The sequence below is a fragment of the Bifidobacterium callimiconis genome, from assembly GCF_003952005.1.
Lineage (GTDB): Bacteria > Actinomycetota > Actinomycetes > Actinomycetales > Bifidobacteriaceae > Galliscardovia > Galliscardovia callimiconis.
In genome coordinates, this window is the sequence record NZ_QXGJ01000020.1 from 1 (window position 1) to 22,585 (window position 22,585).

Below are 22,585 nucleotides of genomic sequence, written 5' to 3' on the forward strand. Positions count from 1 at the left end.
GGTTTACCCCCGCCCCTCCCCGCGGAGGGAGACGGTCAATCCCCCATGTGCTCCCTCCCGGGGAGGGATCTGTCACGTCGTGGCGTGACTGAGGGAGGGCTTCCACACCATACACAAAAATCGGCGCCTTACGCATCGTCATCATCACAGGAAGTCATCACGTAAAGCGCCGATTTTTTAACCACAACACCGGCTCGCACTCACCGCAGCAGATACCAGCCAGAGCTTACCGCAGCGCTACCGCACTCCGCCGGCCGGCACGAAGCTGCCGCGGGGCACGAGCGTGGTGGACAGCAGCACGTGATGCTTCACCTTGCGCCGACCAGCGATCGCCTCGCCGAGCGCGTCGATGCCCGTGCGCACGAGTTCGCGCCGATCGATGTCGTACGTGCTCAGCGGCGGCGACGTGTACTGGGCGATCGGCTGATTATTGACGCTGATCAGACTCACGTCGCGAGGCACGATCACACCGGCCGCGGTGAACGACTGCAGCACGCCCACGGCAAGCACGTCGGCCGCCACCAGGAACGCGTCGGGCAGATCGTCCCCTCGTTCGGCGATGATCCGCTCCCCCAGCTTGCGCCCGCTTTCCACGTTGAACGGACCATCGATGTAGATCAGTCCGTCGGTGTCGAATCCAAGACGGTCCGCCCAGTTGCGGAACGCGAGCAGTCGCATGTCCTCGGGGTATTCGTGCGTGCCCATGATGCGGCCGGTGCCGCCGATGAATCCGACGCGCTTCATGCCCGCCGCGGCGAATTCGTCGAGCGCGTCGAGCACGGTCTGCTGCAGATCGGGCTGCACGGAGTCGAACAGGTTCGGGGCGGGATTGGTGTCTAGGAACACGCCGTACGGAAGCACGTCGTGCAGACGGTGCAGGGCTTCAACGGGCAGCATTTCGGCACCGATCGTGATGAATCCGTCGTATCGGGCGGCCTCGGCGATCAGTTGTTCCACGTCGGTGTAGAACGTGATGTCCATATGCTGTTCGGAGGCGGTGCCGACCACCACGTCGCGCAGTTCGTTGAAGTAGGCGTCCTGCAGGTGGTCGCCCGGATCGATCATGTCGAGGATCGCCACGGTGCGCGGCACGGTGACGTGGCGGGACGGCTGGGTGGCGTATCCCAGCTCCTCGCTCGCCTGAATGATGCGGCGACGGGTTTCGTCCTTGACCGACAGCGTGGGATCACCGTTGAGCAGACGGGACACCGTCGCCTGCGAGTAGCCCGCCCGTTTGGCGATTTCCTTGATCGTGACCATGCTTCTTCGTATCTCCAGTGCGCGCCATCGTCAGCGCGCATCGCGTCAGTAAATCTATTTACTTAACGATATTACCGCACAAATACAACACTGTGATCGTGCAAAACACCCCCTATACGAAAACCTCCCTCAAACGAGGGAGGTTTCCTTCGACACGGCCCCAAAGAGGGGAGCACACACGGATCAGACTCAGGCGGGGCGCACCACGAGTTCCTGGATCTTGCCGTCGTCGTCCACGCTCTCGATCTGCGCGAGCGCGTGGATGATCACGCCCGCATAGTTGGCGTAGAAGTTCACGGTGCGGCTGTTGACCATATGCGGATCACTCACCGAGAATCCGCCCATCACGAACTGGTTGTGGAAGAACATATCAACGGCCTTGTTGCCGTAGAGGAAGATGTTCTCCTTGCCCACGAGCGAGGGGCAGTAGTCGAACATGCGGCTCTGCTCGGCGAAGCACGCGCCGAGCGCCTCGTAATCCTTGTCCTGCAGCGCCTTGATGTAGTCGTCGATGATCATGAAGTCTCCTGTCTGAAAATTCTGAAAAGTCGGGGAAAAGTCCCACAAGTCTGGGGAATAACGGAAATCCGGAGCGAATCCGGCGGGGAGACGGATCAGTAGACCTTCTCGGAGTGGAGCAGCGCATCGGTGCCGCCGTCGGCGAACAGCACCACGCCGTTGAGACCGCTGGCCTCCGGGCTGGCCACGAACGCGATCACGTTGGCCACCTCCTCCGGATCCATGAGCGGCTCCTCGCCGTAATGCGTGGGCACCTGGATGGCCTCCATGGCAGCGCGCTGTTCGGGCAGCAGATTGCCGGTCATGGCGGTGCGCACATTGCCGGGGGCCACGGCGTTGAGTCGCACGCCGGATGCACCCCACTGGGCGCTCATACGGCGGGCCCAGCGGGCGAGCGCGTACTTGGTGGCGGCGTAGAACGCATGGCCGCCGATCGGATCGTAGTCCTTGACGAGGTTGACGATGCGCTCCTCGTCGGGGTTGTTGTTGAGCATGCCGACCACGTCCATGCGAGCGTCGCCGTGGGCGATGGAGTTGGAGGAGGTGACGGTGCAGCTGCCGTGCTTCTTCTTGAGCAGGTCGAACACGCCCTGGGCCATCACGGTGGCGCCGAAGTAGTTGAGGGAGACGATCAGCGGGATGGGCGCACGACCGCCGGCCACACCAGCGTTGCAGATCATGGCGTCGATGCCGTCGGGGTAACGTTCGTGAAGCTGGTCGATGGCGTACTGGCGGCCTTCCTTGGTGGCCAGATTAGCGCTGATGTCGCCATCCTTGAGATCGATGTTGACGACTTCGTGCCCGCGATTGCGCAGAATTTCGGCGGTCTTGGCTCCAATGCCACTGGTAGCGCCGGTAATGACGTAAACGCCCATGCTTGTCCTTTCGCTGCCCGTTCCGTCAACATCACGACCATCGTGAAACGAAACCGAACAATGTGAGATTCCCTCCGAAAGCGTCACTGCCGGAAGGTGATTCTCACTGTACAGGCATTGGAATCATTGGCGTACAAACTTGCCACGCTTTGCCAATAACATGTTCCCGCTCACATTTCCCATGTTCAAAATACGTGGTCATGGTGACTACCAAATCCGGCGCAACGGTGATCGATAGAATGGAATCCTACGCAACACCCGCATCAGGAGCAGTGATATGAGCACGCCGAGCACATCACCAAACACATCCCCGAGCACGCCAAACACACCGTCGAACGCACTCGACATCAAAGAATGGGCGGACGAATACGATCAGGCGTTCAAGATCAAGGAGATCTCGGTCTGGGTCGTCAGAATCCTCGGCGTGCTGCTGATCGTCGGCGCCGCCGCGCTCGCCAGAACCAGCCCGGCACTCGGCCCGCGAACCTGGATCGCCCTGTGCATGGTGTTCATCGGTCTGACGTTCGCGCTGCCCTCACCGTCCGAGCGGAAACCGCCGCGCAATCTCCCCGATCCGTTCACGCCGATTCGCAACGCATGGAACACGGACTTCGCACCCAACGGCGATCTGCCCGAACCGGGACGCACGGTCTTTCTGCACGCGTGGGGCGGAGACGGTCTGTTCCATCAGTACACGCTGCTGCGACGGGACCGCAACACCGTGCAGCTGTTCGACGAGCACGGCAAGCCCGTCCCGACCGACGACGGCACCCATCTCCTCGACAAGGACGGCAACCCCGTCCCCGTTTCGGATCAGTGACATACCACCGATTCGGTAACAAAGGAAACAAAGACGATACAGTCCATGTCGGCCTCTTGTCTTCACATCGATAATCGACATACAATATACATGTATATTTACATGTCAAAAGATCTGGAAGATAAGAGGCCTCATCATGTCATCACCAACCATTCCCATGGATACGCTGGTTCCGATCAGCCGATTCGGCCGTGGCACTGCCAGTGCGGAATTCGCCAAAGTCGGAGACAATCATCCGGTGACGGTATTGCGCAACAACGAGCCTGTCTACTTCATCATCAACGAACACGATTTTCGTCGATTCCACGATTTGGAGGAAGAGGTCAAGAGTCTGCGCAACGCAGAGGCCCGCCGACAGGCCGAGTCTCACGAATACTCCCACGAATTCGATAACACCGACCAGCTTAGGGAGTATTTCGATGCCCTCTGAAGTCCAGCCTCTTCGTAGGGTCGTCACGATCAGCGCCTTTGACAAAGATGCAAAAGCATTAAAGAAGAAGCACGTTGATCTCAAGCGCATGATTCCGGCGATCACGGCGATCATGAATCGAGACAAGAATTTGTTGAACGGCAAATATCGGGACCATGCGCTCACCGGGGACTGGAAGGGATATCGCGAGCTTCACGTCGACGGAGACTGGCTGTTGGTGTATCGAATCGAGGGAGATACCCTCACTTTGGTACTCACACGCACCGGCTCACACGACGATCTCTTCACATCCCGTGCCGATCGCAAAACCATTCGATCGTATAGCACTGCCTCGCGCACAAGTTTGGGTCTCTAGTCGTGCCCCACCGCCCCTTCCCGAGGATTTGGTAGTCAAAACGCGACATTTGCGGATTTTGGAGTCGAAACGCGACAGTGTGAGCGCGCACAGTTGGGGTTTGATGTCGCGTTCCGACTACCACATTGCGCAATGTCGCGTTCCGACTACCAAGATGCTGCAATCTGACTACCGAGTATCGAATTGCAGTGTTTCGTGGTACCGCTTACCGCAGAGTGGATTCCGTTCACCGCAGACCGGAATCGGAGTTGGCGCGGTTGCGGCGGGAGCGGATGAACAGGAAGAGCAGCGCGATTCCGCCGAGGATGACGGCGGCCTGCACGTAGCGCATGATCGCGGCGCCGGTCTTGGCGATGTTCGACTGACCGCCAGACACGGCGGGAGTCGTCGAAGTCGGCGTGGGGGACGGCTTTGGCGTGGGCTGCTCGGACGGCCCCGGGCCGGGGGTCGTCGTCTGTTCGAACTTGGGCGAGGCGACCACGTTGTAGTTCACCGCGCCATCCCCGTCACCAGATCCATCGCCGGAGTTCTCCGGAATCGCCACCAGGAACGCGTCGCACACATACCCGGCGTTCGCATCATCCACTCCGGTGCGCGACACCAGATACAGTCCCGGTGTCAGTCCGCGCACCACGGCACGGCCATCGGTGCCGGTCACGGCATGATCGGTCACGTCGTACAGCCCATGCGCGGCAGCGTAGTCAGCGAGCTCCTTGGCGGCGTCGTTGTATTCCGATGAACTGAGCGTTCCCCAGTCACGTCCCAGCGAGGCGAACGCATCACGCGTGGTGAATCCGTTAATCGCACCATTGTCACCGAGCGTCGCATCGGCCACATGCGCGACGGCATACGTATCTCCCGCCAGCACGTGCGCGCCGCCGCCGTCCGTGGCAGCAATCGCAGCGGAGATCGTCAATGTACCGGTACGCTCGGCGGCCGCGACCGGCTGTGCCCCCAACGGCGACAGCGACCATACGCACACCATCATCGTCATCGCCATGGCAACGGCAATGGCCGCGACACGCCTAACGAACGGACCCGCCTCCATCGTCATCGACCGCAGCCCGTCACCCCTACGGTCGGACCGAACCGACCGCTGCCCGGATGCGTTATGAATGTCTGCCATGTCGCGGCCTCCTTTCGTTTCCGCCGTCACGGTTGCCGTTACGGCCTTCTCTCTCGTTCTGCATGGTTTCGGCGGTATCGGCTCCAGTCGCAGCGACCATGGCGGCACCACCGTCACGATTACCACCGTCGTGATTGTCACCGTCATGACTATTGCCGTCACGACTACGACCGCCGGACCTGCCGCCTCGCCCACTGCGTCCGGCGGTCCGTCCGTCACTATGGTGCGCGGCCACGGCATACCGACGCTGATGGATGTGATGTCCGACGCCGACGCCGATCAACAGCACCGCCAGCCCGATCAGGGGGACGATGTACTGCGCCGGAATATGCAGTCCGAACTGCTTCGCCGCATCCGCGTCCATGTCGGGCGTGTACGGCACGCGATGGCCGCGCACCAGAAGTCTGTGTGAGTTCACGCCGTAGGGCGTGCAGGTGATGAGCGTCACCTGATCCTTGCCGTCCTCGATGGCAAGTTCCTGCGTGTCCGTGGGCAGCACCGTGGTGATGCGGTCCACTTCGTACGCGTATGTGTCCTTAAGAATCTTGATGTAGAACCGATCGCCGGTCTTTACACGGTTGAGATCGGTGAACAGTTTGGCACTGGGAAGTCCGCGATGCCCGGACAGTGCGGCATGCGTGGAGGAGCCGCCGACGGGCAGCGACGTGCCTTCCAAGTGTCCGATGCCCACCTGCAGCACCTTTTCGGCGGTGCCATGATAGATGGGGAGGGTTTCGTGCAGGCGCGGCACGGTGATGTAGCCCATCATGCCGTCGCCGTTGACATTGAGCAGACTCATGTATTCGCTGTCGGAGGCGTCGGTGTTGACCGCGTTCGCGAGCGCGCCCGTGGGGTCGCCGGCCGATTCCTGAGCGAGTTTGCTGTTGTAAGCGTGCGCGGCGTCCATGATCTTCTGATACTCCTCGTCGGACATGGCGTTGACGGCCGAATCGTAATGGCTGACGACGCGGCTAGCGTTGTGCATGATGAGGAGATTGCTGATCGTCGGGTAGAACAGGACGAGCAGTCCCCCGAGGATCACCAGAATGGGCAGGATATCGCGCAGTTTTTTCATGATGTATTGATGGTTGGATGTGATTTGGTGAGTGCTGGGTGAGGCCCTCCCTCAGTCCGGCTTCGCCGGCCAGCTCCCTCCCTAGAAGGGAGCACACCGGAGTCCGTCCCTATGTTCTCCCTCCATGGGAGGGAGATGTCGCGACGCATGTCGTGACAGAGGGAGGGATTCCGAAGCGATCAGCTCACGACCTCTCCCTCAGTCCGGCTTCGCCGGCCAGCTCCCTCCCCAGGAGGGAGCACACGCACACAGGGGGTGCTGCACTCACCAAATCACTGCGAAACCTCACCGGCTTTCGGCTCAGGATCGAGCTTCAAGGCCGGATTGGTTCCGCAAGGGTTCGATCAGGCGTTGGCGCGCTTGCGCTGGATGGCCCAAGCCGCACCGAAGGCGACCACGAGCACACCGATCACAGTGAACGCCACAGTACCCATACCACCGGTACCGGGGAGGAGGGTGCCCTTCTTGTTCTCGAGCTGAACGTGGGTGCTGTTGTTACCGCCGTTCACGGTCCAGCTCTTCAGCGTGCCGTCAGTGTCGTACTCAGCAGCAATTACGACCTGAGTCGGGCTAGCCGGGTTATAACCTTCCGGGGCCGCGGTCTCGACGAGCTGGTAAGTACCTTCCTTCAGACCGGAGAAGTTGATAGCGGCATTGCCGGTGGTGACCTCGGTCACGGTGCCGCTATCGTCGGCCTTGTAGCTGTTGTTGCTACCGGAGAGCTTCACATCGGTAAAGTTGCCTTCCTTGTCCTTGACCTGCAGCTTGAACTTGGCACCAGGCAGGAACGGCTTGGTGCCGGCGTTGGAGCTACCGTCGAGCTTGTCGAAGTCGAAGTCAAAGGTGTAGGTGTGAGTGGTGGACGGTTCGGAAGTACCGGTGCTATCAGTCGAAGGATCGTTGCTGTACTGGACCTTCGCGGAGTTAGTGTTACCGGTTCCATCACCAACCACAGCGTTCGAGTTCAGCTTGGCGGAGTACTCGACAGTGATCGTTTCGCCCACAGTCTGCTTCTTGATGCTGGAGCTCAGGTCGAAGGTAACCGTCTGACCATTTTCCGTCACGGTGTAATCCGAGCCCTTAACCAGAGTCTTATTAGTACCCACCGTCACCTTGACGCTATCGGCGTTGAAAGTAAGACCATCAGACAGGGTATCGATGAACTTGAAGGTGTAGCTCTTCGTGTACTCGGTGGTGTCCGGCACCTTGGACGTCAGCTTGAAGTTGACGGATTCGCCAACCTGAGCGCTGGAACCCTTCTTGTTATCGACAGTCTTGTCAACGGTCGGGTACTCAGACTTCAGAGCAGTATCCGTATCCTTCACGAAGTTGACCAGCATGGCGTCGTTGTGACGGGTGGTGGAGGTGGAGCCGGCGGCCGGGCTCACCACGTAGTAGCCGAAGGCAAGGTTCTCAAACTTGGCTTCGTAAATCTTCTTGCTCTGTTCGTCGACCCTATTGGCATCCTTCGCCGTAGCAGTCGCAGTAGGATCGAGCTTCTCGGTCTTGGCCCAGTCAGAAGCCGTCTTGGCGAAATTGGTCACAGCTACAGAATCCTGAGCACCGAGGTTACGCACGTAGTCGGCGGCAGCCTGGCTGAGGTCAGCTTCAGCGACATCCTTCTTCAGCACACCGTTCGTGCCATTGAAGAACTTCTCCCACGCTGTCTCCAGCTTGTAGGTGGCGGTGGTGGCGGTGACGTCCGTCGCCGAGAACATCTTGTAGGCAGTGACCTTCTTGCCGTTGAATTCGGCATTGGTGCTGGTCACGGTCAGGGTGCCGGAGGTGGCGGGAGTGGTGGTCGCGCCCTCAGCGGCATTTGCCGTCGTCGCGGCGACGCCGGCCATGCCGAACGCGGTCGCGGCGGCGAGCGCCACGGCTGCGATCTTCTTCATCAGTGACTTCATCACTGTGTCCTTTCTTCTGTGTGTTTGGAACATTGTTGTGCCGTCTGCGGGTACAGACGGAAATCTGTAGGGAGAGGGGTCCCGTGTTACCGGGAGTGCCGGCCTCTCGTGCGCGGGGTGCGCGGGGACTGAGGACGGTGTCGTCCAGCTCCGGACGTTCCGCCGATCAGTGTGGACAGCCATGCGTTCGTACGACCCAAGTCACGACTCAGACCGTTACCTGAACCGAAACCTGTGCCACCAGCAGCGACCGCTCCGGCAGCGGCCGTGGCCAATGCCACTCCCCTGCCATCGCGACGGTTGTGCATGTACCATGCCGCGCCGAGTCCGATGAGCATCAGGCCGAACAGCATGATCCACATCACGCCCTGGTCGCCGGTGTTGGGCAGCGGTTCGGTGCTGGAGTTGGTCACGGTTGTCACGTTGTCGATGACGTCGTGACTCACGGACACGGCATACTTGGCGTCGGCGGGCTTGACATTGCCCTTGCCGTCACCGAGGTCCACACCGGTTTCCTCCACGACGTACGTGTAGTAGTGCAGGTTGCCGGAGTCGTCCTTGAACGCCACGGGAAGTCCGGTGACGGTCTTCTTCCACGTGTTGCTCCAGAAGGAGCCGTCGGAGGAGTCGAGCGTCACGGTCCACGGGTTCGTCTGGTCCGAGGACTTGCAGTTGCCGTCGAAGCACTTGATCGTCTTCGGCGTCACGACCTCGCCATCGTCACCGGTGTACTGCGCGGTGATCCGCAGCGTGATCGACTTGGCCTTCTTGGTCTTCCACACCTTCTGCAGGGTGAGGTCAACGGTCTGGCAGCCGTTCTTGCCGCACGGATCCTGACCGTCACCGGGCTCGGGCGTGAATCCGCCATTGTTGTCGGTCACGGCCGTGTCGAGCATCAGGACGGCCTTGGCCGCGGACACGTAGGCGTTGAGGTCCTTGTACGATGCATCTCCGGTGGCGATTACCGCGTCCTTGATGCCGATCCACTTAGTCTTGTCGTCGCCGGCGGCGCCGCTGTTCGCGGTATCGCTGTCGTAGGCGTTGACCACGTCGAAGTAGTTGACGGTCCAACGATCGAGTCCGGTGTTCAGCGTGCCGTCGCCGGTGTCCGACACCTTGGCGGCGAACGTCTTGCGATCGTCCTTCACGGACGTCACCGCCGAACCCGCCGCGGCATCCGCCTTGCGGTAGATGCGGTACGTGTTGTACTTGCCATCGCTGGTCGGACCAAGAATGTTGTTCTTGTCGTTGAAGAACCAGTTGGAGTCGAGCACGGTGTTGGCGAACGGGTCGACCAGACCGGACGTGCCGCGGATGGTGTCCGCGTAGGTCATGGTGTTGGCCTGCAGCACGCCTTCCTGGTTGAAGCCTGCGAAGCCGCCAGCGTAACCGGTCTTGAGCTTCTCCGTGCCGTCGGTGGTCTGCGTAGCGCCGCCACCGAACACGTCGTAGCCGTCGGCGATGCCCGTGACGGACGAATCGGTCACCTTGGTGCGGTTGCCCTTGATGAGCTGCGCCTTGATATTCTCTTCTTCGCCGGAGTTCACACCCTTTTCAGTGCAGCCAACGGAGATCTTGGAATCACCGATATAGATGTACGCGGTATCTGTCTTCTGCGGATCAGTGCTACGCAGCAGCGCCACACCGACCTTGAGACCGAACAGATTCACGTACAGCACGTTGCCGTCGGCGAACAGGTCGAGATCGACGAACTTAATCAGATCACCGAAGTATGTCTGCTTGATCTTGGCCCACTCGTCGGTCGTATGTTCAAGACCTTCGAAGTACAGGATTCTCAGCAGCGGGTTGATGATCAATTCGAGCAGCAACTTCACAAGCTTGGAGTTCACACCCGCATCCACCAGATACGCACGCGTGGTCTGGCCGACGAAGCCGCCTGCGATCTCGCTGCTGGTCGTCTTCTTCAGGTTCGTGACGCTGCTGCCGGAGATGCGTGCCAGATCGGCGTATCCGGCGAAGCCGCCGGCGACCTCCTCGCCCTTGCGCTTCACGGAGTCGTTGACCGCCTCGTTTCGCCCGTATTCCTCGCCGTTGTGTGTGGCGGTGACGGTGAAACCGTCCGCGATGCCCGTGACCGAGGAGTCCTCCACGTGGGAGCCCCAGATGTCGAGCACGCCCGCGGTGAGTCCGGCCAGACCAAGGTTGGAGTCGGTGACCTTCACATCATCCGCGTCCACGGTTCCGGACTTGCCCAAGTGGCCGATGAAACCGCCCACGTAGTTGAGTCCGTTCACGCTGTTGAGGTTCGCGACGCTGGACTTCTTGACGGAGCCGTTGATCAGTCCGCCGCCGAAGCCGCCGGCCGCGCCGGTGAAGCGCGTGGAGTCGAGCATACCCTGCGTGCTGGATTCGTGCGCCAGCACCTGAATGCCGTCGGCCACGCCGTTCACGCGACCGTCGTACACGAACGTGCGGAACGCGTCGAGCACACTCACGTTACCCAGGCCGAGCAGCTTGAGCAGCAGGTTCGAGTCCTGATTCTTTATGGTGCCGCCGCCCACGGAAGCGACGCTGGATACGTCGGCCAGGCCGAAGAATCCGCCGGCGTACTGGCCGCCTTCCACGCCACGCAGATCGTTCACCACAAGTTCGGCGGGATCCTTCGCGGCGTCCACCGCGGTACCGGTTCCCTTGGCGGAATTCCTGTCGCCAAGGATCGCGGCCTGCAGCGAGCCGGCGAAGCCACCAGCGTTGACCGCGTAGAGGGTCTTATCGCCATCCTTATAGGCACCCTCCACGGTGAAGCCCCAGTCCTTGCTGTCGGCACTCACGTGCGCACCACGGATGGTGACCACGGTGGCCTGCAGCAGATTGACCAGACCGGTCGGCTTCTTGTTATCTAGCAGCGAGTTGAGCACCTTCTGCAGAAGGCCGGAAGAGGCATCGTTCGTGTTCGCATCGGCCACCGAGCCAGAGGTCGCCAGACCCACGTAGCCGCCCACGTTGTTGCGTCCGGACACCTTGCGCAGGTTGGACACGTTCACGCCGGCCGCGGTTGCGCCGTCCTTGAGTTCGTTGCCGTTGGAGTCACGATCGCCCCAGATCTGTCCGCCGATCGCCATGCCCACGTAGCCGCCGGCGTTGCCGACGCCCTGAGCGACGTTATCTTCGACCGTATTCGTACCGGTCGCCTCCACGCGCAGACCCTTGCGGTAGCCCTGCGTGCTGGACGACTTGATGACGGGCACGAACACCTGCGGAGTGGTGATCAGACTGCCGAGATCCAGCTTGAGGAAATTGCCCAGCTCAACATCACCAAGCACAGCCGCGGTACCGGCCTCCATCGAGCCCGCGTAACCGCCGGACGCGCGCATGGCCTTGACCTGCTTCACGTCGTACGACTGACCGTCGGTGATGGTGCCGGTGCGCATCAGACCCACATGACCGCCGGCCACGCCGGAGTCGCGCAGATTCGCGCCGTTCTCATGATGGTCACGTCCCGCCACCACGTTGAAACCAAAGATGTACTTTTCAAGGAACGTGTTCAGCGAACCCTGATCAGCGACCTTGTCCGCACCGGCCTTCACCACATCAGTGAACTCGGCACCATACGCACCGTACTTACCAGTGTTGTTCTTCCAGGTCTCCCACTGGTCGTAGCTCATGCCACGCAGCGGACCGGTGACCTCGGAATGCTCTTCGGTCGGGTAGACAAGGCCAAGCGCGCTCACCAGATTGGTGGTCTTGATGAGTCCGCCGAGCACGGAGATGCTACCACCGTCGGCCGTGTCCGCGGCCTCCATGAAGCCGGTGTAGCCGCCGGCGAGTTCCGCACCGTATACGCTGCGGATGCGCGCCGCGGATGCCACACGCTTGGTGGTCGCAGTGTCGGACAGGCTCGACCATGCCTCATCGTTGTTGCCCCAGATGTGTCCGCCACGGTTGTGGCCAACGTAACCGCCGGCCATACCACGACGGATCGTGTCGGACGTCGCCTGAGCACGCACCGCACCACCGCAGATCGCGGCGTCGGTGGAGCTGTTGCGGATCGTCGGTACGAAGGTCTGCAGGGCGGAGAGCACGTCGTCGAGTTCAACGATCTTGCCGAGGATGGTATTACTCTTGCCAAGCACGTCCACTGCGGAACCAGGCTGCATGGTGCCCACGTAACCGCCGGCCGAGATCTGGCCGATGATGTACACGAACTCATGCGCGTTCGAGTTCTGGATGTGGCCGCCCTCGAGATCGCCCACGAAACCGCCGGCCATGCCGTCCTTGCCGGCCTTGTCGTACAACGTTTCACTGGCACGCACGGAGTAGCCGCCCACACCGCCGGTCACATCGGAGTATTCGACGGTGGACACGACCGTGTTCAGCACGCTGAGTACGTTGGTGATGTTGATCTCGGCGGACGTACCGCCAAGCACGTTGAGACTCTCGCCCACGGCGGCTGCAGAACCGACGTTCATTTTGCCGATGTAACCGCCCGCGTATCGTGCGGCGTCAACGGCGTAGGAGCTCTGGCTGTCCAGATACGTGTCGTCGATTGAACCGGTGGTTTCCAGATTCTTCGGCGCGACCACGGTAGTGTGACGCAGTTGCGTAACGGATGACGTGCTGATCTGCGCGCCGGACACGTAGCCGGCGAAACCACCGGCCGAACCGGAGTTCGAGTCCTTTTCGTTGATCGTCGTGGCGGTGACGGTCAGACCATAGTCGGCCTTGTCGTTAATATTGCCGCCCGCGTTCTTGAACGTGTCCGCATCGGACTTTACGCCCGCATAGCAGACGATCGGCACGTACGCCTGCGCCACGTTCAGCAGGTTGGTCAGGTTCACCGTACCGAACTTGCCAAGAATGGACACGCCGCCGCTACCGGACGACGCGAGTGCGCCGGACACGACCTTGCCGCCGAAGCCGCCCGCATACGAGCCGCCGGTCACGTGGTCGATGTTGGTGACGACGACCGGATTGGCCTTGGCCTGTTCGACGAGCTTCTTCAGCTCGGCGTCATTGCTCTCATCCTCTTCGGTCAGACCCTTGCCATTCACACGCTGCCAGATGGAGAGTCGATTGATTCGACCGCCCTGGAAGTCGCCGGCGAATCCGCCGGCCATGTCAGCCTGCACGTAGCCGCCGTTCACGTACGACACGTCGACGAGCTTGTAGTCGGGAATAAGGTACGGGACCGCACCGAGCAGACCGTTGACATCAATGAGGCTGCTGCCCTTGAGGCTTTCGAGTAAGGTAGTGCCCTTATCATCCTTGCTGTTCAGCGCGTCGATCAGGCCGCCCGTGGTCGAGATGCCCACGAAGCCGCCGGCGATGCCGTCGTTGACGTTGGCGTCCGCCTCGACCGACTTCAGATTCTTCACGTGAGAATCACGGGTCTTGGTGCTGTTGGCCTGACCGTAGAAGCCGCCGGCCGCATAGGTATGGCCGCTCGTGCTCTCGTCGGCACCGGTCGCCTTCACGGTGAAACCGTTCTTGACGCCCTCCACATTCGACTGGCTGACCGTGACGGCGGAATACTGCGCCACCGACAGCAGACCGGATACCTTGAGCAGACCGAGGACATTGAGCTTGCTGTTGGTTCCCGCGGCCTGGCTCGGACCGCTGAATCCGATGAAACCGCCGGCTTCGCCCTTGGCGCTCACGGACTTGAGGTTCTTAATGGTCACGTTCGTCACGTTGCCGCCCGTGGCGAAACCGATTGCGCCACCGGCATAGTAGCCCTCATCGCCGGCCGATACGGTCAGTTCGTCGTTCGCGCCGGTGACGGTCACGTCGAAGATGCCGAACGTGGTGAAGTCCAGATCGCCGACGCCGAGCGTGTTGTTCAGCAGCGCCGCGACGCTGGCCGGAGCCAGTTGACCCGCGATGCCGCCAACATACGAACCACCGGCGGTAACAGGACTCAGACCGGTGATCGTGATGTTACGTTCGTTGGTCGGGGTCGGACGCGAATTGGCATACTTCCAGTAGGGGAACTTCTTGAGTTCGTCGGCCTTCGACGAGGCGATCGTCACGCCGGAACCCTGGCCGATCAGACCGCCGGCATAGTCGCCCTTGGACTTCACGGTGATGCTGCCGTTCACCTCGGCACCGAAAATGGCCGAGGGCTTCACGCCGGCGAGGGTAAGCAGGTCTCCGGCCCCAGTGGAGTCAATCGTGCCCTTGGTCAGCAGATTGACGAGCGTGCTGGACAGATTCTTGACCAACGTGGTGTTGGAAGCACTGCTGCTGCCAACTTCCAAACCCCATCCCGTAGATGCAACGCCAGCGAAACCACCGGCGTGGGTCTTGGTCGCGGTCACGGACACCGTACCGGAGACGCTGTCGTTCACGGCATAGGAGTTGGCCATGGCACCGGTGAAGCCACCGGCATAGTTCTCGGCAGTGACGGTGATACCGCCCTTGGACGTTACCGCAGTGTTCTCGATCAAGCTCTGCGGACGCAAGACGGACAGCAGCTTCACGTCCAGTGAACTGAGCAGACCGCCGACATCACCATTGCGGCTCACGCCGGCGAAGCCACCGGCATAGTGCTGGGCCGTTACGGTATACGCGTTATCACTGCTCACCGAGGAGTTCTCGATGATCGCGCCACTCTGCATGCCGACGAAACCACCGGCGGAATCCTTGGAAGCGCTACCGATCGTGGTGTTCGCCTTGAAGTTCGTTACATGACTGTCGGAGATGGTCGGCGTGTAGTAGCCGACGGGAACAAGCTGATTCAGTCCCAGCGTGCCGTTGAGTAGCCATTCAATCAGATCACCAAGGCCGAGGAACGGAATCTTGTTGAGGAGCAGGGCCAAGAGATTGGTAAGGCTTCCGAGCAGATTGGATCCCACATCATACTTCGTCGCGCCTTCCACATATCCGGCGAATCCACCGGTCATATCACTCTCGCTGGAGACGGATACATTCTCCACTTCGTTTCCAGAGATCTTGGCATCGCCATAGATACGTCCGGCGAAAGCTCCTGTGGCGAGATTCGAGGGGTTGCTCTTGTGCAGGTTAAGCAGACCGGAAAGATTCAGATGAACGTTCAGAATGCCCGCGACAACATCAAGCAGTCCGCCGATAAGAAGGGTCAGCGCACCGAGCAACGACGTCGGCATTTTGGACTTCGTGGCCTTGTTCGTCACGGAGACGTTGCTGAGCTTGAGGTTGGACACCGCAACGGTCCCGGCACTGCCCAGACTGCTGTTGACGATCGCAGTCTTGCTGGTGATGGTGGCGAAGAAGCCGATGCCCTGCTGCACGCTCACATCAAGCTCGGCATCGTTCTGCTCAACCTTGACGTTGGAAATGACGGGACGGTCCGCGGTGTCGTTGACGCTTCCGCCATCGGTGCCGATGGTGCTCCACAGAGAGCCAGCGGTGTCACCGGTCCTGCTGACGGCACCGAGCATGGTGCCGGTGAACATGAGCGGGTTCCACGTGGCGTCCTTGGTCTTGCCGTTGGCAGCGTCGGCGCTCAGATCGATGTTACGGAAGATGATGTAATTGGCGTCGGTGGTGTACTTCTGACCGGTATGGGCGCCATACGTATCGGCATTCAGATCAACGCGATTGCCGTTGAGATCCTTGGAGAAGTAAATGGTTCGAGTGCCCTTGTAGATTCCGCCAAGCGTATTCTCGCTCTTAAATTCGGTTCCGTGCAGCTTGTTGCCAGCCGCTAGGTCAGCATCGCCCGCATAAGCGACTTTCTCGCTATTTGCCTGTTCCTTCCACCCGAGATCAAAGGCACAACCGAGCACAATTCCGCACTGTTCGGTAACCTGCCAGACCTTGCCAATCACAGGCGTATTACCATCGTCGGTGCCGATTGCACGCAGCTGCTGCTCGTTGCCGATCAGAATATAGGTCTTGCCGTTGATGGTCTTGGTGACCTGCCCGGCAAAGTCACGGCCGCTCAGGGAATCAGCGGCGGAGTCGGCGGCATCGGCCTGCGCGGATGCGCCGGATTGGTCGGCCTCCCCGTCGTCGGATGCTACCGCGTCGGACGAGGAACCGTCCGAACCGGAATTGTCAGAATCGGAAGACCCCCCCCCGTTGGTTTCCTGGGCCTTGTTCGCGGCGGAGATCTGTCCGGCGTCGCCCTGCGGGGTGTTCGTGGTGAATCGTGCGGACAACACGTAACGATGGCTCGCGCCGTAGGTGAGTGCCTTGCCGTTGTTAGCGGTCACCGGCTTGCCCATACCGAACTTGGCGGCATCCCAATCGTTGCTCAGCACCGGCTCGGATTCTCGATTATTGGATGCGCTCACGGCCAGCTGATAGCGATTATGCAAAGTAATGGTGTCGGTCTTGGAATCGTACAGCGTCTTCTCGCCGGACTTCACCGAGGAATCGGCGTTGATCGTGCCCGAAAAATCGTTCGGCAGCTGCCAGGTCACACCCGTCGGCAGCTCGATGTCGTTCATCAGCACGTAGGAGGCGGTGTTGGAGTAGGTGACGGCGTTGCCGTTCGCGTCGGTCACGGTCTGACCACCGCCAACGATGCCGGCCGTGGTGTCGGCACTGGTCACCTTGGCGTTCGTGCCGATCGCGGCCAGCTGGGCATACGTGTAGATCAGAATGGAACCGTCACGGTACGGATCGGCGGCGCTCATAGTGGTCTTCGTGGAACCGTTCGCGGACGCGATGCCGGCTGCGGGAAGATCGGACGTGGTCGCGTTCAGATTGGTCGACGTGTCGGCGGAAACGATGACGTTGGAAGTCGAGTTGGCGTTGATCACGCTACCGCCGTTGATAACGGCGTTGCTGATGGACGTGCCATTGGCCGCAGCGCTCGTCGAAGTAGCGGCGGTCGCGGCAGGCACGAGAGAGCACAGAGGAACAACGACAGACAGCAGAACGGCCACGGCACGACGGCCGAAAGCACGGCTCTGCTCGTTCTCCGTTTCGGTCTGCTCGGCGGCATCGCCGGACTTGGATCCGAATCGGAACTTCTTCCAATCGGTCTTGGTCATTCGGGGGTCTCTTCCTTCGTGATGGCTCTCAAACACACCCCTTAACGGGGGCGAATTCGTTATCAAGAATACCTAAATATCAGACAACTGATGACAATCTGTCGTTTCAGTCGGCCAAAAAATACCCCAAAATAGGGGTGCACACCTCCCCGAACCCCCGTAATTTCAATCCTTAGACGGGACACCCCCCACCGATGACACGCCGGTCCAAATATCGAACGGGTTGAATCTCAAACGCCCCAACATCTCAGTGCTCCTCCCGGGGAGGTCAACCCCGTGCTCCCTCCAAGGGAGGGAGCTGGACGGCGAAGCCGGACTGAGGGAGGGAACATAAGCCGGTTGCTCCAGAGCCCCCCCTCTGTCACGACATACGTCGCGACATCTCCCTCCCACGGAGGGAGAACACAGGAACAGTCTGAGGGAGAACCCCGGAACCGAACTATTGGGACGGACTGTGAGGAAGATTACAAGGGCAATCTTTGGCATGAAGTGGCATCACGCGCGGCACGCTTACTAGACTTGTATCGGCTTTGACGGGGACTTCCCGCAGAGACTAGGAACAGTGGCACCTCGACCGGCCGACGATCGAACCGTGCCGTATGGAGGCAAGTGCAATGAACGCCATGCTCAACGACGAATCGCACCACAACACCCACGGCGGGTCCGGCAACACCAACGAAGTCACGCAGTCCGTCACCACGCAGACCACCTCCGCCACGCAGACGTCCGCCACGCAGACGTCCACCTCACAGACATCCACCGCACAGACCACGGCCCCCGCAACAAGCCGCCGCCGTCCGACCTCCCATTCCGCGCAGCGTCATCATCGCAAAACGCAGCGTCCGCTCCACATTCTTCTCGGCGTCACCGGTTCGATCGCCGCGTTCAAGGCCTGCCAGTTGGCGTCGAGCCTGACCAAGCATGGCTGCGAAGTGCGGGTAATGATGACCGCCGCCGCACAGAAGTTCGTCGGCCCGGCATCGTTCGACGCACTGACGCACACCACCACCCGCACCGACATGTTCCCCGCCTCCGAATACGCCGTGTCGACCGACGAATACGGCGACGCACGCGTCGGCGTAAGTCATATCGAGGACGCCAAATGGGCCGACATGGTGGTGATCGCGCCCGCCACGGCCAATATGATCGCCAAATTCGCATACGGTCTGGCCGACGACTATCTGACCAGCACCGTACTGGCCGCCACCTGCCCCAAGCTGGTCTGCCCGGCGATGAACGTGCACATGTACGAGAATCCTGCCACGCAGCGCAACATCCGCATCTGCCGTGAGCTCGGCTTCCGTTTCGTGGATCCGACGTCCGGCATGCTCGCCTGCCAGGACGTGGGCAAGGGCCGCATGGCCGAACCGGCCGATATCGAAACGGTGATCGGCAACATTCTGGCGGAGACGGAGAACGCGACCACGCCGAACGGCACCACCGCATCCGCGCGCGTCTCCACGCCGAGCACCACTCCCTTTCTCAAGGGCCTCAACGTACTCGTCACCGCCGGCCCCACGCAGGAGCCGCTTGATCCGGTGCGCTATCTGACCAATCATTCCACCGGCAAGATGGGCTATGCGCTGGCCGAGGCCGCACGCGATCTGGGCGCCACGGTCACGCTCGTATCCGGACCGGTCTCGCTGCCTGAACCGGAGGGCGTGAACATCGTGCACGTGACCACCGCGCGCGATATGTTCGCCGCGGTGTCCGACAACTTCAAGCACGCCGACATCACCGTGATGGCCGCCGCAGTAGGCGACTTCCGCGCCGAAACCGCCAGCCCGCAGAAGATCAAGAAGCACGGCCACACCACGCTCACGCTCGAGCTCGTCGCCAACCCGGACATTCTCGCCTGGGCCGGCGAGCACAAGCGCACCGACGGCTCACAGACGCTGTGCGGATTCGCCATGGAAACCGAGCATCTGGTGGAGAACGCCGCCCGCAAGCTCGCCGAAAAGCACTGCGATATGCTCGTGGCCAACAATCTGCGTGATCCGGGAGCCGGATTCGCCACCGACACGAACGTGGTGACGATCCTCACGCCGGCCGACGACACCGACGATCCGGCCGACGAATCGCACAACATCGCCGACATCGAACGCATCGGCCAGATGCCCAAGACCGACCTGGCGAAGCTGATCCTCGCCAAGCTCAACGATCTGCGCACCAAGCCGCAAACCAAGCGCTAAGCAGAAACGCCGGCCCGACCGGATTAGCCGGCGCAAACATCAATATTTCCAACGTGCAACAGCACGACGAGACGCAGAACACGAGCAGGAAAAGAGGAGAACCATGCTGATCGCCGTCGACATCGGCAACACCAACATCGTCATCGGATTCATCGATGGCGACGACATCGTGGGCACCTACCGTCTGACCACCAAGACCCGCCGCACCAGCGACGAGTACGCGATGATGCTGTCCACATTCATGTCGATGTCGCGCATCCGCCCCGATGAAGTGGACGACGTGATCATCTCGTCCGTGGTGCCGAAGGTCATGTACGCGTTCCGATCGAGCATCAAGAAGTTCCTTGGACTCGAGCCGATCATCATCGGACCAGGCATCAAATGCGGCATCAACCTGCGTCTCGACGAGCCGAAGACCGTTGGCGCCGACCGCATCGCCGACTGCGCGGGCGCCTACTATCTGTATGGCGGACCGGTGCTGGTGATCGATTTCGGCACGGCCACCACCTACGACTATGTGGACGCGGACGGCGTATTCAGCGCCGGCGTGATCGGCGTGGGTCTGGAGACGAGCGCGAACTCCCTGTGGAGTCAGACCGCGCAGCTGCCGGAGATCGAGATCGCCCGACCGGACACGATTCTCGCGACGAACACGAAAACCGCCATGCAGGCCGGCATCTACTACCAGTTCCTCGGCGGCGTGGAGTACACGATCGCACAGTTCCGCAAGGAGATCGGCCACGACTTCAAGGTGGTGGCCACCGGTGGACTCGGCCGCGTGCTGTACGACGCCACCGATTCGATCGACGTGTACGACAGCCAGCTGATCTTCAAGGGTCTGGCGATCATCTACGCACGGTTCCGCGCGCAGAGTAGAGCCGGCAAGACGTCCGGAAAATCGGCCGTCAAGTCACGCAGGAAGTAGTAGGACGGCGGCAGTATGAGAATCGGATTCATCGGTGCCGGCAAGGTCGGCTGTGCGATGGGCGCGCATCTGCGCCGATCGGCGCTCGTCACCGTCAGCGGCTACTACAATCGTCCGGCCGACGCCGCACATGACGCCGCGAATGCGTTGGGCGTGACCGAGTTTACGTCGCTGGCCGACATCGTGGAACAGAGCGACATGCTGTTCATCACCGTGCCGGATGATGCGATCGCATCCGTCTGGCAGGAGCTGCGCGCACTGCCCGACGATCCGATCTCCGGCATGTCGATCGGCCACTGCAGTGGGTGCCTGTCGTCGCGCGTGTTCGACGGCAGTGACAAGGCCGGCGTATCCGCGTTTTCGATGCATCCGATGCAGGCGGTGAGCGAACGCTTCCCCGCTGACGGCCGCGATCAGCTCGACGGCGCGTTTTTCGCACTTGAGGGCGACGCACGCGTAACGGAGATGCTGAGGCAGCTGCTCGGTTCGCTTGGCAACCGGTCGCGCGTGATCGACGCCGACGCCAAGACCCGATATCATGCGGCGGCCGCGATAGCGAGCAATCTGCCGATCGCGTTGTGGAATGCGGCGGTGGAGACGCTGCGGTCGTGCGGTTTCACGGAATCCGATGCGCGGGAGGCGTTGCGCGCGATGATCGTACACAACGCGGAAAGCTTCTGCGAGCGCGGCGCGAAGTCGGCGCTCACCGGGCCGGTCGAGCGCGCGGATGTGGGCACGGTCCGGTCGCATCTCGAGGCGCTCTCCCCCGAGGCCCGCGCGTTGTACGAACCGTTGTCGAGGGCTCTATTGGGCATCGCCGAAGCGAAGAATCCGAATCGGGACTACGATGCCTTGCGGGAACTGCTCGGCGATTGACGTTCGACGCTTGACGTTCGGCGTTCGACGCTCGGTACCGAAAATTTTTTCCAATAAATAATTGAACACGGCGTGGATCGGATTTCCGACCGCGACCATTGAAAGGAATACACAGAACAATGAAGAACACCGCAGTGACATTCCGCGCGGCAAAGGCCAAGGGCGAGAAGCTGTCCATGCTCACCGCCTACGACTACACCACCGCCAAGCTGGTCGACGAATCCGGCATCGACGGCATTCTGGTGGGCGATTCGCTGGGCATGGTCATGCTCGGCTATGATTCCACGCTGCCGGTGACCATGGAGGACATGATCCACCATGCCAAATGCGTGACGCGTGGCGCCAAGAACGCGCTCGTGGTCGTCGATCTGCCGTTCATGGCGTATCACACCGTCGATCAGGCCGTGGAGAACGCCGGCCGTCTGGTGAAGGAGGGCGGCGCGCAGGCCGTGAAGCTCGAGGGCGGCGTGGCGTTCCACGATCAGATCAAGGCGATCGTGACCGCGTCGATTCCGGTGATGGCTCATCTGGGCCTGACCCCGCAGTCGGTGAACGCGTTCGGCGGATTCAAGGTGCAGGGCAAGAACATCAAGACCGCGCAGCAGATTCTTGACGACGCGCGCGCGATCGAGGATGCCGGTGCGTTCGCCGTGGTGCTGGAGGGCGTGCCCACGCTGCTGGCCAAGAAGATCACTGAGGAGCTGTCGATTCCGACGATCGGCATCGGTGCGGGAGACGTGACCGACGGTCAGATTCTCGTGTATCAGGATCTGCTGAACATGTACGGTGAGATGAAGCCGAAGTTCGTACGTCATTATGCCGAGATCGGCGCGCAGATGCGTGACGCGTTCGCCCGGTACAGCGCCGACGTGAAGTCCGGTGCCTTCCCCGACAACGACCGCGAAGGCTTCAAGATGGACGAATCCATCCTCTCCGAACTCCACTGAGCTCCCCGCGGAAGACCCCCACCAGCCTTCCTCTTGATGGAAAGACCCCATCCCTTCCACTCGCCTTCCCCTTGAGGGGAAGGTGGCCGGCGAACGCCGGACGGATGAGGTGACCGGCCGTAGGCCGCAACTAACCGGTATCGGCCTACGGCCGATGCACTACTCCGTCGGCTTACACCGAACCACCTCATCCGTCACGCCGCGCGCGACACCTTCCCCTCAAGGGGAAGGAAAGAAAGAGAGAGGCTCTTTCACACGTCATTCATCCAATCAATCAAACAGACAATCACAAAGGACAACATCATGACCACTGAAAACGAAAACGGATTCGCCGTC

Annotated in this window: 14 protein-coding genes; 7 read left to right on the forward strand and 7 right to left on the reverse strand. The window is 61.0% G+C overall.

What is annotated here, in order from left to right:
- Positions 1 to 237: 237 nt before the first annotated feature.
- The 3 genes from D2E23_RS11060 to D2E23_RS11070 form a co-directional block, all read right to left on the reverse strand.
- Positions 238 to 1,260 (reverse strand): LacI family DNA-binding transcriptional regulator, encoded by a 1,023-nt coding sequence (locus tag D2E23_RS11060; protein WP_126030956.1) that lies wholly within the window; start codon positions 1,258 to 1,260, stop codon positions 238 to 240.
- 189 nt (positions 1,261 to 1,449) lie between these two features.
- Positions 1,450 to 1,779, reverse strand: coding sequence for a Cif family virulence factor (locus tag D2E23_RS11065; RefSeq protein ID WP_093959550.1), 330 nt, complete (start codon positions 1,777 to 1,779; stop codon positions 1,450 to 1,452).
- A gap of 95 nt (positions 1,780 to 1,874) precedes the next feature.
- Positions 1,875 to 2,654, reverse strand: a complete 780-nt coding sequence (locus D2E23_RS11070; RefSeq protein WP_093959551.1) for an SDR family oxidoreductase — start codon at positions 2,652 to 2,654, stop codon at positions 1,875 to 1,877.
- Between the two features lie 277 nt (positions 2,655 to 2,931).
- Between D2E23_RS11070 and D2E23_RS11075 the strand changes: the two genes are divergently transcribed.
- The 3 genes from D2E23_RS11075 to D2E23_RS11085 all read left to right on the forward strand — a co-directional run bounded on the left by D2E23_RS11075 (position 2,932) and on the right by D2E23_RS11085 (position 4,259).
- Positions 2,932 to 3,474 carry a hypothetical protein gene (locus D2E23_RS11075; RefSeq protein ID WP_126030957.1) on the forward strand — a complete coding sequence of 181 codons (543 nt, stop codon included), beginning with the start codon at positions 2,932 to 2,934 and terminating at the stop codon, positions 3,472 to 3,474.
- Between the two features lie 136 nt (positions 3,475 to 3,610).
- On the forward strand, positions 3,611 to 3,904 hold the full coding sequence (locus tag D2E23_RS11080) for a type II toxin-antitoxin system Phd/YefM family antitoxin (RefSeq protein WP_126030958.1): 294 nt from the start codon (positions 3,611 to 3,613) through the stop codon (positions 3,902 to 3,904).
- Positions 3,894 to 4,259, forward strand: coding sequence for a type II toxin-antitoxin system YafQ family toxin (locus D2E23_RS11085; protein WP_126030959.1), 366 nt, complete (start codon positions 3,894 to 3,896; stop codon positions 4,257 to 4,259). Before D2E23_RS11080 ends, D2E23_RS11085 begins: the two co-directional genes overlap by 11 nt.
- A gap of 226 nt (positions 4,260 to 4,485) precedes the next feature.
- On the opposite strand, the gene D2E23_RS11090 is transcribed toward D2E23_RS11085, so the two are convergent.
- The 4 genes from D2E23_RS11090 to D2E23_RS11105 form a co-directional block, all read right to left on the reverse strand.
- The gene (locus tag D2E23_RS11090) at positions 4,486 to 5,385 is read right to left on the reverse strand and encodes a prealbumin-like fold domain-containing protein (protein WP_126030960.1); all 900 of its coding nucleotides are present in this window, start codon (positions 5,383 to 5,385) and stop codon (positions 4,486 to 4,488) included.
- The gene (locus D2E23_RS11095) at positions 5,369 to 6,460 is read right to left on the reverse strand and encodes a class C sortase (RefSeq protein WP_126030961.1); all 1,092 of its coding nucleotides are present in this window, start codon (positions 6,458 to 6,460) and stop codon (positions 5,369 to 5,371) included. The genes D2E23_RS11090 and D2E23_RS11095 overlap by 17 nt, the downstream gene beginning before the upstream one ends.
- Positions 6,461 to 6,804: 344 nt before the next feature.
- Entirely contained in the window at positions 6,805 to 8,367 is a 1,563-nt protein-coding gene (locus D2E23_RS11100) for a SpaH/EbpB family LPXTG-anchored major pilin (RefSeq protein WP_126030962.1), read from the reverse strand.
- Between the two features lie 86 nt (positions 8,368 to 8,453).
- The gene (locus D2E23_RS11105) at positions 8,454 to 17,309 is read right to left on the reverse strand and encodes an LPXTG cell wall anchor domain-containing protein (protein ID WP_241227294.1); all 8,856 of its coding nucleotides are present in this window, start codon (positions 17,307 to 17,309) and stop codon (positions 8,454 to 8,456) included.
- 614 nt (positions 17,310 to 17,923) lie between these two features.
- On the opposite strand from D2E23_RS11105, the gene coaBC reads away from it, so the two are divergent.
- The 4 genes from coaBC to panB all read left to right on the forward strand — a co-directional run bounded on the left by coaBC (position 17,924) and on the right by panB (position 22,249).
- Positions 17,924 to 19,501, forward strand: a complete 1,578-nt coding sequence (coaBC, locus tag D2E23_RS11110) for a bifunctional phosphopantothenoylcysteine decarboxylase/phosphopantothenate--cysteine ligase CoaBC (protein ID WP_241227295.1) — start codon at positions 17,924 to 17,926, stop codon at positions 19,499 to 19,501.
- A 103-nt stretch (positions 19,502 to 19,604) separates the two neighbouring features.
- Positions 19,605 to 20,426 carry a type III pantothenate kinase gene (locus D2E23_RS11115; protein WP_126030963.1) on the forward strand — a complete coding sequence of 274 codons (822 nt, stop codon included), beginning with the start codon at positions 19,605 to 19,607 and terminating at the stop codon, positions 20,424 to 20,426.
- Positions 20,427 to 20,441: 15 nt separating this feature from the next.
- On the forward strand, positions 20,442 to 21,302 hold the full coding sequence (locus D2E23_RS11120) for a Rossmann-like and DUF2520 domain-containing protein (RefSeq protein WP_126030964.1): 861 nt from the start codon (positions 20,442 to 20,444) through the stop codon (positions 21,300 to 21,302).
- A 119-nt stretch (positions 21,303 to 21,421) separates the two neighbouring features.
- A complete protein-coding gene (gene panB / locus D2E23_RS11125) occupies positions 21,422 to 22,249 on the forward strand; it encodes a 3-methyl-2-oxobutanoate hydroxymethyltransferase (protein WP_126030965.1) in 828 nt (275 codons plus the stop codon).
- The last annotated feature ends 336 nt before the right edge of the window (positions 22,250 to 22,585 follow it).

Coding starts and splice junctions, on each gene's coding strand:
- D2E23_RS11115 (WP_126030963.1), top strand. CDS start 19,605: ATGCTGATCGCCGTCGACATCGGCAACACCAACATCGTCATCGGATTC.
- D2E23_RS11070 (WP_093959551.1), bottom strand. CDS start 2,654: ATGGGCGTTTACGTCATTACCGGCGCTACCAGTGGCATTGGAGCCAAG.
- D2E23_RS11075 (WP_126030957.1), top strand. CDS start 2,932: ATGAGCACGCCGAGCACATCACCAAACACATCCCCGAGCACGCCAAAC.
- D2E23_RS11095 (WP_126030961.1), bottom strand. CDS start 6,460: ATGAAAAAACTGCGCGATATCCTGCCCATTCTGGTGATCCTCGGGGGA.
- D2E23_RS11080 (WP_126030958.1), top strand. CDS start 3,611: ATGTCATCACCAACCATTCCCATGGATACGCTGGTTCCGATCAGCCGA.
- D2E23_RS11060 (WP_126030956.1), bottom strand. CDS start 1,260: ATGGTCACGATCAAGGAAATCGCCAAACGGGCGGGCTACTCGCAGGCG.
- coaBC (WP_241227295.1), top strand. CDS start 17,924: ATGAACGCCATGCTCAACGACGAATCGCACCACAACACCCACGGCGGG.
- D2E23_RS11120 (WP_126030964.1), top strand. CDS start 20,442: ATGAGAATCGGATTCATCGGTGCCGGCAAGGTCGGCTGTGCGATGGGC.
- D2E23_RS11065 (WP_093959550.1), bottom strand. CDS start 1,779: ATGATCATCGACGACTACATCAAGGCGCTGCAGGACAAGGATTACGAG.
- D2E23_RS11100 (WP_126030962.1), bottom strand. CDS start 8,367: ATGAAGTCACTGATGAAGAAGATCGCAGCCGTGGCGCTCGCCGCCGCG.
- D2E23_RS11105 (WP_241227294.1), bottom strand. CDS start 17,309: ATGACCAAGACCGATTGGAAGAAGTTCCGATTCGGATCCAAGTCCGGC.
- D2E23_RS11085 (WP_126030959.1), top strand. CDS start 3,894: ATGCCCTCTGAAGTCCAGCCTCTTCGTAGGGTCGTCACGATCAGCGCC.
- D2E23_RS11090 (WP_126030960.1), bottom strand. CDS start 5,385: ATGGCAGACATTCATAACGCATCCGGGCAGCGGTCGGTTCGGTCCGAC.
- panB (WP_126030965.1), top strand. CDS start 21,422: ATGAAGAACACCGCAGTGACATTCCGCGCGGCAAAGGCCAAGGGCGAG.